Raw genomic sequence first — 12,380 nt, 5'->3', positions numbered from 1 at the left:
CTGACAGTTGTCAGGCTTTTTTCTTAATACAATAAGCTGTATATCTTGCGGCGGTAGGTGCTGGCGAGCGGATCACCCGGCGGTAAACCGTTGATGGTATCCAGCGCCAGTTTTTTTGCCTCACCGAAGTTTAAATCTTTCTTTAATACCGCGAAGAACAATTCCAGTGCTTCTTCAACCCGTTTCGCCTGCTGTAATTGCACCGCAAGCTGTACTTGCAGGGTCAGGTTATCCGGTTGTGCCGCCAATTGTTGCTGCAGCGCCTGAATCTCCGGGGTATCTGCCGCCTGCTCGGCCAGTTCAATTTGGCCCATCAAAGCCTGATAGGTGGCATCCTGATCGACCATAGTCACGGTTTCTAACAAGGTCTTCGCCTGAGCAGTAAAGCCTTGCTGGATATAAGCACTGGCCAGCACAAACTTCACGTCCGCACGCTCGGGCGCCAAATCATGGGCTTGCTTTGCCAGCTGCGCGGCTTGCTCCCATTGCTCGGCGCCAAGCTGCTGTTGCGCTGAGGCCAGTAATTCATCGACCGGATTAGGCAGATACTTTTGCAATAATGCCACGATGTCGCTCTCTGGCTGAACGCCGGCGAAACCATCTACCGGTTGACCGTCTTTAACTAAAATCACCGTTGGTAAACTGCGCACCCCAAATTGTGCGGCAATCTGCGGTTGTTCATCACAATTCACTTTAGCCAAAACTAAGTGCTCGGCGTATTGAACCGCCAGCTTTTCCAAAATGGGCATTAAATTTTTACAGGGCGCACACCAATCCGCCCAGAAGTCGACCAGTACTAACTTTTGCTGGGAGAGTTCCAGCATCACATGCTGAAAATTCTCTAAATCCACATTAATTGCATTACTCATGCGTCGTTCTCTTTATTTAACTTACCTGCGCAAATGGGGATAACGACGCTGTTTTGCAACGCCAAACCGGGCATTTGCTTAATTAATCCGCAATCGAACGGCAAAACCGGATTTTTTGCGATTTTTTTTGCAAAAAGGGCTTTTCAAACCCCGCACTTTATATATAATGCGCCCCGTCTTGCAGATGTGGTGGAATTGGTAGACACGCTAGCTTCAGGTGCTAGTGACCGAAAGGTCGTGGGAGTTCAAGTCTCCCCATCTGCACCAAATTCCCTTCACTTCGGTGAAAACAAATAACCGCTTTTTAAGCGGTTTTTTTGTGCCTGAAAAACTGGTACAAGTCCCTGCACATCTGGCACCTCATCTAAAATTCTGGTACCTCACCGAAAATTCTGGCGCATTGCCTAACAGCTTGGCAACCGCTTCAGCGGCTGCCCGACTCCGGTTCGGCCTTATCCTGTTTTGCTTCTGGCAGAATTAAACTGACAATCTTCCAGTCCGCCTTGGGCTTAATATCCGTTTGCATGGTATACAGTTGAATCCTGCCCTGCGGGTTTATCGCCAGCAGGCGTTGTGCCCGTTCCCCATAAGTGGCGTTGTAGTCTTCTTCGGTAAAGTTCTCAGACAGTCCAGTGGTTTTAATCGTTGCCCCTTTGGACACCATACTGGCCAGGCGCGCATAGGTAACGCCCTCACCAAACAGACTCAGACGTTTGGCATATTGCTCCGATACCTGGTGGCTGGGGCGCACGTCCTGCTCGTTATTGGTTAACGCATACACCGCTTCTTTACCCAGATAATACTGGAAGTGGTAGGTCACCAGCGGATTAAGCTGCTTATAGGGCGACATAACCAACACAGTGCCAAATTGCGCCATATCCAGCACCCGTGAAGCATGACTGGACATTGGATTACCAAAATAGGTCGGAATGTTTTCCATCCGTGCATGACGGATAGCGTTCCAGTTGGTATCTGCAATACGCACAGGAATATCGTGATTGATTAGCTCTTTGGCCAGTAAACGACAAAACTCGTTGCCGCCAAAGATCAGGTAACCGATCGGCGGTGGCGCGCGCTCTCCTAACAACCGTGCAATCGTGACTGAGGTCAGGCTTTGCAGTACAACCGTAACGATAATGACCAGAAACACCAGCGGTACCAGTATTTTAGCTTCCTCAAATCCCTGGGCTTCCATTTGCAGGGCAAATAACGCCGATACCGCCGCGGCAACAATACCGCGCGGCGCGATCCAGCTCAGTAATGCCACTTCCTGCCATTTTAATCCGGCACCGATAGAACTGATTACCACAGACAGCGGCCGCGCCACAAACAGGATCACCAGCAACAGCAGGATCACGCTCCAGCGCAAATCGGTAATTGCGCTGAGTTCAATGCGCGTCGCCAGCAAAATAAACAAGGCGGAAATCAGCAGCACGCTGAGGGTTTCTTTAAATTCGATGATGTCGTCCACTTCGACATCTTTCATATTGGCCAGCCACATGCCGGCAATAGTGACCGTCAGCAAGCCTGACTCATGCGCAAACACGTTGGACAGGGCAAATACACCAAGAATGATGGTCAGCACGGCCGTGTTACGCAGATAGTGCGGTACCCAGTTTTTTCGCAATACCACGCCCAGGCCATAGCCCGCCATCGAACCCAGCGCAAAACCGGTGACCAATGTGGCACCAAATGCTAACAGGGTATGGCTAAAGGCATCCTGAGTCGCCACCACAAATTCGTACACCAGTACCGCCAGCAAGGCACCAATGGGATCGATGATAATGCCTTCCCAGCGAAGAATATTAGAGACTTTGGCCGAGGGGCGAATCGAACGCAGCATCGGCACGATCACCGTTGGCCCGGTCACGGTAACGATGGCACCGAACAAAAACGCAATTTGCCAACTGAGTGCGAGAGTGGCATGCGCCGCCCAACTGACCACCAGCCAGGTCACCAGTGCACCTACCGTGCAGAGGTTTCGCACCATTTTACCGTGGCCACCCAGATCGGTCAGTTTTAAGGTCAGCGAGCCTTCAAACAGAATGATAGCAACCGATAATGACACAATCGGGAACAGCAAATCACCGAAGATAGCGTCGGCATTCATAACCCCAAATACCGGCCCAACCAGAATACCGGTAACCAATAAAGGTAAAATCGCGGGGACTTTGATTCGATAGGCAAGATACTGACACCCAATGGACAGTAATCCCACCATCACCAACAACAACGTCAGGTTTTGCAAGTCTTTCTCCTTGGCTCGCAATAAGGCAACAACAGCTTTTATATCATCGGCTCGGGATTATTGCTCGGCTATTTCGTGTGCCGAACAATCGAGCCACTGTCCTGTAGTGGTCAGGGCACAAATAGATTAGCATAGCCTTACCTGTTCTTTTTGCATTCGGCTATGACACACAAAACCGTCGCCCTGGTCGCACACGATCATAAAAAACCTGAACTGATTCAGTGGTCAAAAACCAATATTCATAAATTGCGCCAGTACAAGCTGGTTGCCACCGGTACCACAGGGGGCTTGTTGCAGGAAGCATTGGGTTTACCCATCACCCGCTATCGGAGTGGCCCACTGGGCGGGGACCAGCAGATCGGCGCGTTAATCGCTGAAGGTAAACTGGATGTACTGGTGTTTTTCTGGGATCCCCTCGACCCTGCGCCCCACGATCCTGACGTCAAAGCATTGCTGCGACTGTGTTCGGTATGGAATATTCCGGTCGCCTGCAACAAAGCCAGTGCCGATTTGATGTTTAATGTGGTGGATATTGATGCGCCGGATTACCAGCGGGATATACCCGACTACGGCAAATAATGCTGACCGCCCAAACTGGAGAGCCCAAAATGAAAACGCACCTTACGTTAATCTTATGCACCTTAGCGCTCACTGGCTGTAGTCACCGTAGCCTGTATGAGACCGGCCAAAATTATCAAAAGAGCCAGTGCATTATCGATGCACAAACGCCGGAGCAAATTGATGCCTGCCGGCAAGCCAATAACATGTCCTACGAGGAATATAAAAAGGCCCGTGAAGCCTTGGCGAAGCAACCAACTCCCGAGAAGTGAGCTAGGCGTCGGGCAGACCTTTACGGTAGGCGTTTAACAATAAGTAAGGTTTGCGATCGAAGCCGTTACTAAAGACCCATACACTCCAGGTCGTAATTACATCACCTGCAATGAGTTCGCTCTGCATCGCTGACACCAAACTGTCTTGCACATACATTACTGCGCTTTGTCCGGATTCGTTTTCTATCTCAAGACAAAAGCTAACGGCGGGTAAACTGTTCCGCTCATGCCCTTGCATGACTAAAATCTGGAACAACGCATTGGTATCACAAGGCGCCGGCAAACTCAGAATTTGGTTTGAAAACGAAACTGCACGCATCGGCGTCAATATTTCTAATCCCAAGTCTTCGCCGTGCGAGTCTATGATGACATCAGATTCAGTCACAATCGACGATAGCGTCGTTTTCTTATAACCATCATAATCAAATGCGAGCACAAGGTTGCAGCAACACACCCAAAGAAAAAGCACAAAAACACTACGCATCATAATTTGGCATCCGGATACAACTCTCGCGCCATAATTCAGTACCTGATATCGAGTTTTGGCGACAGCACCAGCAGTAATGTGGCCACCGGGCCCAGCAACAACGACAACAAAAACCAGTTAAGTCCCTTACGCTCTTTGCCTTGGGCTAATCCGGCATTGATCAGCGCGAGGGCTCCCCAACCTACGAAAAACGGACTATTGTTCAACACGTCTTGCATACTCATTTCCTTGTGTAATTACTGGGCAAAAGCGCTTATTTGCTGGCCATCTGCATATAATCCAGGGTCAGATCGGTTAACACTTTAACCCCGGTCTTCATGCCACTTTCATCGATATAAAAATACGGCGTGTGATGATCGGGAGCTTCATCCGCTTTGGTATCAAGCGGTTTGCCGCCTACAAACAAATACAGACCCGGTACTTCCTGCTGGAAAAAGGAAAAGTCCTCAGCGCCGGTAACGGCTTTCACTTCCCGCAAATTCTGCTCACCGGCACTACGGCGGATAGTCGGTAACATTTTGTTCATCAGCGCGGGATCGTTATACGTAACCGGATAGCTATAATCCAACGGCAGCGTCAGCTCTGCCTCGGCGCGCATGCTGGCAGCAATATGTTCTACTTTGCGCGCCATGGCCTCGTACACATGCTGGCGAGCGCTGTCGTTCAGGGTACGTATGGTACCGACCAATTCAACTTCAGAGGGAATAATATTCGAACGGTTACCACCGTGAATTGCGCCTATCGTGACCACGGCGCCATCGTCAATCAGAGTTAATTCGCGGCTAACGATGGTTTGCAGGCTCAAAATCATCTGTGCTGCAGTTGTGATCGGATCCACACTGAGCCAGGGATACGCACCATGGGATTGCTTGCCTTTAATGACAATCTTAAACGGATCCACCGCCGCCATAATGCCACCATGGCGATATTCGACCACGCCGACATCTGTCCCGGAGCTGATATGCAGACCGAACACCACGTCAACATTCTGCATCACGCCTTCTTTGACCATAATCTCGGCACCACCTTTTTCACCCGGCGGGGCTCCCTCTTCGGCGGGTTGAAAGACAAATTTCACTTTGCCGTTTAATTGCGCCCGCATATCGGTGAGTATTTTGGCTGCGCCCATCAGCATGGCCATATGGGTATCGTGGCCACAGGCATGCATTACCGGCACCTGATTACCATTAAACTCACCGATGACTTCGGATTTAAACGCCAGGTCATTGAGCTCTTTGACCGGCAAACCATCCATATCCGCGCGCAGGGCGACAGTTGGTCCGGGCTTGCCCGAGTCCAGAATCGCCACCACACCGGTTCCTGCCACGCCGGTGGTCACCTGCAGGTTTAACCCCCTTAAATAGGCCGCGATATATTCGGCCGTTTGATATTCGCGATTGGATAATTCCGGATGCTGGTGAAAATGGCGACGCCACTTGATCACGTCCGATTCAACTGCATCAACTCGTTGCTCAACTGATTGAGCCAGCGTGCCCGACGAACACAGCAATGCCAGTCCCAACGTAAACAGTGTTTTGTTCATGTTTATTTATCCAACCGTTGTTTGTGTACCACTGTGGCACAGAGCGTGATGGTATTCGATAGGCTTAATCGCAAAATACTGAATATATTCATAAAAAATTCGCCAGCGCAGACAAAAGCGATACATTGGTCGCCTTACCCGGAGTGAAAACTATGTGGATCGCTTTTACTTGTCTGGCCGCGTTTATGCAGGCCTGGCGCAATGCATTACAGAGCCAGTTGGCCAGCCAGATCAGTCCGCTGGGCGTCACGCTGGCACGGTTCCTGTGGGCAGGCCCACTGGCGGCACTTTATCTGCTTGCTCTGCACCAGTGGCAACCTACCCCACTGCCGACTATTCAATACCCTGCACTGGGGTTTATCTGCTTTGCCGCGTTGATGCAGATACTGGCGACCGCCTTGATGGCACGATTGTTCCAGTTAAAAAATTTCGCGGTAGGTGCAGGTTTAGCCAAAACAGAAGCATTGTTTGCTGCCGTTTTGGGCATGGCATTTTTTGGCACACAGTTATCGCTACAGGCCTGGCTGGGGGTGCTGATTGGTGGTTTCGCGGTTATGTTACTCTCCAGTCAGGGGCGCTGGCATCAATTGTCGGCTCCAACCGTTTTATTGGGGCTGGCCAGCGGAGTCAGCTTCGCGCTGACCTCTTTGTCGGTGCGTGAGGCGGCCATTCGTCTCGATGTGCCCTTCCCACACAGTGCTGCCTGGGTGCTGTTAAGCGTAATCAGCCTGCAAACAGTGATCCTGTGTGGCTATCTGGCAATAGCTGAGCGGCATACGTTGCATGCTCTGCTGCGCCAGTCACGTCAGGTCGTGCTGATCAGTACCACCAGCTGCTTAGGTTCCATTGGCTGGTTTAGTGCCATGGCGCTGACCGCCGTACCCTTGGTCAAAACCCTCGGCCAGATCGAGGTCTTTTTTATGCTGGCAATTAATCTCTGGTGGTTAAAAAGTCCGGCGCGTAAACGGGAGAATATCGGCTTAGTCTTGGTGGCGCTGGCAGCGGTACTGGTTTTATCGGCATAGCGGCATTTACCGTCAGGTGTTATACACTGACATTCTAAGGCAAGGATAAATAAGGAAAAATCATGCAGCCGTCGTTAACTGATAGCACAGAAACTCTGAACAAAATCTATGACGTCAGTATCGAATTATTGCTGACTTACGGCCCTAAGGTATTACTTGCCTTTATCGTACTGTTTGCCGGTTTTTGGGTGATCAAAGGCATTTTGCGCGTACTGGATGTGGCCCTTTCAACCGCCAAAGTTGAGCCCACATTGCGCAGCTTTTTGGGCAGTATCAGCAATGCATTCCTGCGCATTATTTTGTTGATAATCTTTGCCTCCATGATTGGGGTGGAAACTGCCTCACTGATTGCCATGCTGGGTGCCGCAGGTCTGGCCATCGGCCTTGCGCTGCAGGGAAGTTTAAGCAACTTCGCCGGCGGCGTGCTGATTTTGTTGTTTAAACCATTTAAAGTCGGCGATGTGATTGAAGCACAGGGTTTTCTAGGCAAAGTCACCGAGATCCAGATTTTTAATACCCTGATGTTGACACTGGATAACCAGAAAGTGGTGATCCCCAATGGCGCGCTATCTAACGGCAACATCAAAAACCTGTTTAGCGAGCCCACCCGTCGTATCGACCTGACCTTTGGGGTGTCCTACAGCGACGACATCGACAAAGTCCGCGCCGTGCTCAAAGACGTGCTGGCGGCAGAGTCCCGCCTGTTGGCTGATCATGATCAGGATATCTTTGTTTCAGCCCATGCCGACAGTTCGGTTAATTTTGAATTGCGCGCGTGGGTTAATTCTGATGATTACGTCAAAACCCGTTTTGCCCTGATTGAAGCGGTAAAAAAAGCCTTTGATGCAAACGATATCAGCATTCCGTTTCCACAGCGGGATGTGCATATTTATCAGCACAACAACTAAGCCCTGTGCAGCGAACATTCTCGCTGCACAGGTAATACCTGCCTGCGCTTATGTTTACTCAATTATCTGGGTACAATGCACGCAAAGACGTAACGCAGGATGCAATTTTGCATATTAAACGACCCGATTTTGAATGGGCATTTTTAGGACCTAAATACTGGCTGACCTGGCTGGGCATCGGCATTTTATATCTCATCAGTTGGTTACCGTGGCGCTGGCAACTGGCGCTTGGCGGGCAACTGGGTCTGCTACTTGGCAAGCTGGCAAAAAGTCGCACCAACGTGGCCAAACGTAATCTGGAACTGGCGTTTCCTGACATGCCTGACACAGAGCGCGCGCGCATCCTACGTGAAAACCTGAAAAATACCGGTATCGCTTTGCTTGAAGGCGGCATGGGTTGGTGGTGGCCAGACTGGCGGGTTCGCGGCATTGGCCGGGTAGAAGGTTACGAACATATTCAGGCGATTCTGGACAAGGGCAAAGGCGTATTCGGCATTGCCATTCATAATCTCAATTTAGAAATGAATTGCCGGGTGATTGGTACAGTGCACCCTTCCGTGGTGTTTTACCGCCGGCATAACAATCCGCTGATGGAATGGATCCAATATCGCGGCCGCTCACGTGCCAACAAACTGATGATCCACAAAAAAGGCGTTAGGGAAATGCTCAATTGCCTGAATGACGGCGACCTGTGCCTGTACCTGCCGGATCAGGACTACGGAGCCCGCCGCAGCGAATTTGTGCCATTTTTTGCCGTACCGGATGCCGCCACCACCACCGGCACGTTAATTTTTGCCCGCGAAGCCAATTGCGAAAGTGTGTTCGTCTTGCCATTGCGTACCGATGATGGCTATGTAATTAAAATTCTGCCAGGTCTTGAAGGTTTTCCGTCTATGGACGATAAACTGGATGTGACGCGCATTAACCAGAAAGTCGAGGAACTGGTCATGCAGGCGCCGGAGCAATATTTGTGGATGCATAAACGCTACAAGACCCGCCCGGACAGCAGCCTACCCTCGTATTACGGATAACATGGCAAAAAAACCACCCAGCAATGCACAATTCTGGCTCCGCTACCTCCTGTTAAGTCTGGGCGTTATTGTGGTGGGTGTGACGTTAATTATTCTGCTTAACCGTGAAGGCAGCATGGATGGCGAACCGGCCAAAGACCCGGCTGCCGGCATGAGTAAATTTTATGCCGATTACCGCATGTCTTCGTCACAGCCGCGCCCAAAAGATCTTGGCGACTTCGTGATAGAAGTGGAAGAGCCAGAGGAAGGAATGGACAACCGCTTGTCGGATATGGAGTCCCTGCAAAGTAATATCCCGCGCGGCTGGGTCGGTGAGTACAAGTTTCGTGATTTCAAAGCCGGCAGTACCTTACGCGAGAGTATTTCTGCCCACGCACAAAATGAGGGTATGCAAGTGCTGTGGGAGCTGGATCAGGACTTTATCATCAAAGTCCAGTTTCAAATCGAAGATACTATCGTCGGGTCACTGCACAAAATTGCCGGTGCAATTGGGGCGAATTTTGATGGCGATGTGGAAACCTGGTTCTGTCCCCGCCAGCGAGCGCTGGTGATCACCAACAAACAGAGTAACTACCTGTTACAGCACTGCGAAAAAAACCAACGGGATCAGCAACCCAACTAGTTCATGAGTTGCTGCCAAATCTCGCTCACCTCGCCACGCAACTGCATCAATTCTTGATCCTCGACCAATAAAGGGGCACCTTGCAGGGTCAAATGGTGACCGCGATTGCGATAGGCTAGATACGCCTGATTGAGTGTGCTGGCCTGCGCGGATGTCAGTAAGTCATGTTGCAGTGCCTGCTCAATGATCCGCACATTATCTGGCCAGCGGGTCAATTCTGGGAAGCCATGGCTGTGTGCCAGAACTAAAAATTGCACGATAAATTCAATGTCGGCAATGCCGCCTCTGTCCTGTTTTAAGTCAAACTTCGATTCGTCCCCCTGACTTAAATGGCTGCGCATCTTATCGCGCATCTCACGCACTTCCTGACGCAATGTGTCTATGTCACGGGGTTTGGCCAGCACAGCATGACGGATTTTTGCAAATTGCTGATACAGGGTATCACTGCCAAATATCATGCGGCTGCGGGTCAATGCCTGATGCTCCCATGTCCAGGCCTCCTGCTGCTGGTATTGGGCAAAGCCGTCCATATGACAGACCAATAAGCCCGAATTGCCGGCAGGCCTGAGCCGCAGATCCACCTCATACAATTCACCCGAGGCAGTTTTGGTAGCGAAAATATGCATAATCCGCTGCGCCAGGCGCAGATAAAACTGACGCGATTCAATAGATTTTTCGCCAGATGTCAGTTCATTGCCGTCACAACCGTGGATAAACACCAGATCCAAATCTGAGCCATAACCTAATTCCAGCCCCCCCAACTTGCCATACCCAACCACCGCAAATTGCAGGTTATCGTCGCTGGCTCCGGCCGGATAGCCATAGCGCGCTGTCATTTGCTGCCAGGCCAGATGCACCGCTTGATCAATTATGGCTTCGGCCAGATAGGTCAGGTGGTCACTGACCTTCATGACCGGCAGCGCCCCCGTCACATCCGCGGCGGCAATGCGCAACTGTTCAGCCAGTTTGTACTGACGCAGGGTTTCCATTTGTAATTCGAGATCATCCGGGTCGATACGCAGAAAATACTGGCGGATTTCCGAAGCATAACTTTGCAGCGGCGTCGGCTGATAGAGCATTTGTGGATTGAGTAATTCATCAAGCAATACCGGGAAACGCGCAATTTGCTCAGTGATCCAGGGGCTGGCGGCACACAAGCGGATTAACTGGCGCAGAGCTCCCTGATTCTCAAACAACAGTTCCAGATAGGCAGTGCGGCGACTAATCGCTTTAATCACGGTGTACAAACGTGGCAGCGAGGATGCATCGTCTGAGCGCACAACCTCCTGCAAAATCAGTGGCATCAGCTTATCCAGGGTTTCTTTCCCACGCTGGCCAATGGGGTGATGCAGCATATAGTCGCGAAAGTGCTGCCAGGCCGGCCATAAGTCTGCAATCTGGGTTTGACTAAGTTTATCGGCCAATAGCGCCTGAGCCTCGTTGTCACTGAGTTCCAGTAACCAGGCATCGTTAAATTCAGCATCACAACTGCTGGCGCCTTCGGCTTCTTCGCCAATCAGAAGTTCAAAATGATGACTAACCTCGGCCATCACCCCCTGCACCTGAGCTAACAGCGCGGAAAAGTCGGCGACCTCACAAACCCTGCATAAACGCTGTTGGTTTAATCCGTCGTCCGGTAACGTCTGGGTCTGTGCATCATTAAATTGCTGCAGGTAATGCTCAACCCGGCGCAGATACAAATAACAGTCGCGCAATGCCTGACAATCTGAGGCTTCAAGCACTTGTTCCTGTTCCATCACCTGTAAGGTTTGCAGCAGGTTGCGAGTTTGCAAAGATGCCTGCCGACCGGCACGGATCAATTGCAGACTTTGCACAATAAATTCAATTTCACGGATACCACCGGCGCCCAGCTTGATGTTGTTGGTCAGCTGACGTCGACGTACTTCCTGACTGATCATGGACTTCATGCGGCGCAGCGACTCAATGGCACTGAAGTCGATATAGCGGCGAAATACAAACGGCCGACGGATCTGTTCCAGCTGCTCACTGTAGCGGCCATCCGGGTTAATAATCCGTGCCTTGAGCATGGCGTAACGCTCCCAGTCACGTCCCTGCTGTTGATAATAATCTTCCAGCGCGGCGAAATGGCTGACAATCGGCCCGCTGTCACCGAATGGGCGCAAACGCATATCCACCCGGAACACCTGCCCGTCAGCGGTGATTTGATGCAAGGCAGCGATAAGCTTTTGCGCCAGCCGCTGGAACCAGATCTGATGTTCAAGGCCACGCCTGGCGTCAGTTTCACCCGGCTCGGGATAAGCAAAAATCAGGTCAATGTCGGATGAGAAATTCAGTTCCTGCCCGCCCAGTTTACCCATGCCCCAAATCAGCATAGGTTGAGGGCCGAGACTCCCCATCGGCATGCCGTGTTTACTGCACATATCGGCGTACAACCAGTGATAGGCGCCATTAATCAGCGTATCGGCCAGTGCCGAAACGTCGGTCAGTGATTGCGCGATGGATTGCTGATGGGTCAGATCCCGCCACGCCAACTGCACCATCCAGCGGCGGCGAAAACGGCGCAAGTGCTGGGCAAGATTGGCTTCATCCTGTATCTCATGAATTTGCGACCAATAGTTGGCGTAATCGGGCTGAGCGCAGGACAGTTGCTTATCGATAAATAACCAACTGAGTAACTCAGCATCTTTCAGGCAACTGTCGGCAATAAAATCGCTCAGCGAAAAGCCAACAATAATATCCGGGGCGAAGACCTGTAAGGCCTCAGCCTGCTGCGGATAACGCTCTGAAAACTGTTGCCAGACGGCCTGGCCTTTGGCTTGTAACACGCTTGCTCCG

General features: G+C 51.1%; 12 protein-coding genes and 1 tRNA gene. 7 read left to right on the top strand and 6 right to left on the bottom strand.

Annotation, left to right across the window (positions count from 1 at the left end):
* Positions 1-23 precede the first annotated feature (23 nt).
* Positions 24-869, bottom strand: a complete 846-nt coding sequence (trxA, locus tag TK45_RS11890; RefSeq protein ID WP_131259048.1) for a thioredoxin — start codon at positions 867-869, stop codon at positions 24-26.
* A gap of 180 nt (positions 870-1,049) precedes the next feature.
* On the opposite strand from trxA, the gene TK45_RS11885 reads away from it, so the two are divergent.
* Positions 1,050-1,136: transfer RNA gene (locus TK45_RS11885), tRNA-Leu, on the top strand.
* 157 nt (positions 1,137-1,293) lie between these two features.
* Here TK45_RS11885 and TK45_RS11880 read toward each other — a convergent pair.
* Positions 1,294-3,117 carry a cation:proton antiporter gene (locus TK45_RS11880; RefSeq protein ID WP_371414274.1) on the bottom strand — a complete coding sequence of 608 codons (1,824 nt, stop codon included), beginning with the start codon at positions 3,115-3,117 and terminating at the stop codon, positions 1,294-1,296.
* Between the two features lie 162 nt (positions 3,118-3,279).
* Between TK45_RS11880 and TK45_RS11875 the strand changes: the two genes are divergently transcribed.
* Together TK45_RS11875 and TK45_RS11870 are read left to right on the top strand one after the other, a co-directional pair.
* Positions 3,280-3,696 (top strand): methylglyoxal synthase, encoded by a 417-nt coding sequence (locus TK45_RS11875; protein WP_131259047.1) that lies wholly within the window; start codon positions 3,280-3,282, stop codon positions 3,694-3,696.
* Between the two features lie 29 nt (positions 3,697-3,725).
* Positions 3,726-3,947: a hypothetical protein gene (locus TK45_RS11870; RefSeq protein WP_131259046.1), complete on the top strand. Its 222-nt coding sequence runs from the start codon at positions 3,726-3,728 to the stop codon at positions 3,945-3,947.
* Between the two features lies 1 nt (position 3,948).
* Here TK45_RS11870 and TK45_RS11865 read toward each other — a convergent pair whose 3' ends face one another.
* The 3 genes from TK45_RS11865 to TK45_RS11855 are packed head-to-tail and all read right to left on the bottom strand — an operon-like array spanning position 3,949 to position 5,977.
* Positions 3,949-4,434 carry a hypothetical protein gene (locus TK45_RS11865; protein ID WP_131259045.1) on the bottom strand — a complete coding sequence of 162 codons (486 nt, stop codon included), beginning with the start codon at positions 4,432-4,434 and terminating at the stop codon, positions 3,949-3,951.
* Between the two features lie 35 nt (positions 4,435-4,469).
* The gene (locus TK45_RS11860; protein ID WP_131259044.1) at positions 4,470-4,652 is read right to left on the bottom strand and encodes a hypothetical protein; all 183 of its coding nucleotides are present in this window, start codon (positions 4,650-4,652) and stop codon (positions 4,470-4,472) included.
* Positions 4,653-4,687: 35 nt separating this feature from the next.
* Positions 4,688-5,977 (bottom strand): amidohydrolase, encoded by a 1,290-nt coding sequence (locus TK45_RS11855; RefSeq protein ID WP_131259043.1) that lies wholly within the window; start codon positions 5,975-5,977, stop codon positions 4,688-4,690.
* A gap of 152 nt (positions 5,978-6,129) precedes the next feature.
* Between TK45_RS11855 and TK45_RS11850 the strand changes: the two genes are divergently transcribed.
* From TK45_RS11850 to TK45_RS11835, 4 genes are all read left to right on the top strand, one after another.
* Complete coding sequence (locus TK45_RS11850; protein ID WP_131259042.1) at positions 6,130-7,002, top strand: DMT family transporter; 873 nt, start codon at positions 6,130-6,132, stop codon at positions 7,000-7,002.
* 62 nt (positions 7,003-7,064) lie between these two features.
* Positions 7,065-7,910: a mechanosensitive ion channel family protein gene (locus tag TK45_RS11845; RefSeq protein ID WP_131259041.1), complete on the top strand. Its 846-nt coding sequence runs from the start codon at positions 7,065-7,067 to the stop codon at positions 7,908-7,910.
* A 107-nt stretch (positions 7,911-8,017) separates the two neighbouring features.
* On the top strand, positions 8,018-8,941 hold the full coding sequence (gene lpxL / locus TK45_RS11840) for an LpxL/LpxP family Kdo(2)-lipid IV(A) lauroyl/palmitoleoyl acyltransferase (protein WP_254426606.1): 924 nt from the start codon (positions 8,018-8,020) through the stop codon (positions 8,939-8,941).
* Between the two features lies 1 nt (position 8,942).
* The gene (locus TK45_RS11835) at positions 8,943-9,563 is read left to right on the top strand and encodes a TcpQ domain-containing protein (protein WP_131259039.1); all 621 of its coding nucleotides are present in this window, start codon (positions 8,943-8,945) and stop codon (positions 9,561-9,563) included.
* On the opposite strand, the gene glnE is transcribed toward TK45_RS11835, so the two are convergent.
* Positions 9,560-12,370 carry a bifunctional [glutamate--ammonia ligase]-adenylyl-L-tyrosine phosphorylase/[glutamate--ammonia-ligase] adenylyltransferase gene (glnE, locus tag TK45_RS11830; RefSeq protein WP_254426605.1) on the bottom strand — a complete coding sequence of 937 codons (2,811 nt, stop codon included), beginning with the start codon at positions 12,368-12,370 and terminating at the stop codon, positions 9,560-9,562. The genes TK45_RS11835 and glnE overlap by 4 nt on opposite strands.
* Positions 12,371-12,380 lie beyond the last annotated feature (10 nt).

It is taken from the genome of Bowmanella sp. JS7-9 (assembly GCF_004329715.1).
Classification (GTDB): domain Bacteria; phylum Pseudomonadota; class Gammaproteobacteria; order Enterobacterales; family Alteromonadaceae; genus Pseudobowmanella; species Pseudobowmanella zhangzhouensis.
Note: the sequence above shows the minus strand (reverse complement) of the source record. Positions and strands in the feature narration are given on the sequence as shown.

Bases quoted from the DNA above. Each gene is read 5' to 3' on its own strand.
- trxA (WP_131259048.1), bottom strand. From the start codon at position 869: ATGAGTAATGCAATTAATGTGGATTTAGAGAATTTTCAGCATGTGATG.
- TK45_RS11875 (WP_131259047.1), top strand. From the start codon at position 3,280: ATGACACACAAAACCGTCGCCCTGGTCGCACACGATCATAAAAAACCT.
- TK45_RS11870 (WP_131259046.1), top strand. From the start codon at position 3,726: ATGAAAACGCACCTTACGTTAATCTTATGCACCTTAGCGCTCACTGGC.
- TK45_RS11865 (WP_131259045.1), bottom strand. From the start codon at position 4,434: ATGATGCGTAGTGTTTTTGTGCTTTTTCTTTGGGTGTGTTGCTGCAAC.
- TK45_RS11860 (WP_131259044.1), bottom strand. From the start codon at position 4,652: ATGCAAGACGTGTTGAACAATAGTCCGTTTTTCGTAGGTTGGGGAGCC.
- TK45_RS11855 (WP_131259043.1), bottom strand. From the start codon at position 5,977: ATGAACAAAACACTGTTTACGTTGGGACTGGCATTGCTGTGTTCGTCG.
- TK45_RS11850 (WP_131259042.1), top strand. From the start codon at position 6,130: ATGTGGATCGCTTTTACTTGTCTGGCCGCGTTTATGCAGGCCTGGCGC.
- TK45_RS11845 (WP_131259041.1), top strand. From the start codon at position 7,065: ATGCAGCCGTCGTTAACTGATAGCACAGAAACTCTGAACAAAATCTAT.
- TK45_RS11835 (WP_131259039.1), top strand. From the start codon at position 8,943: ATGGCAAAAAAACCACCCAGCAATGCACAATTCTGGCTCCGCTACCTC.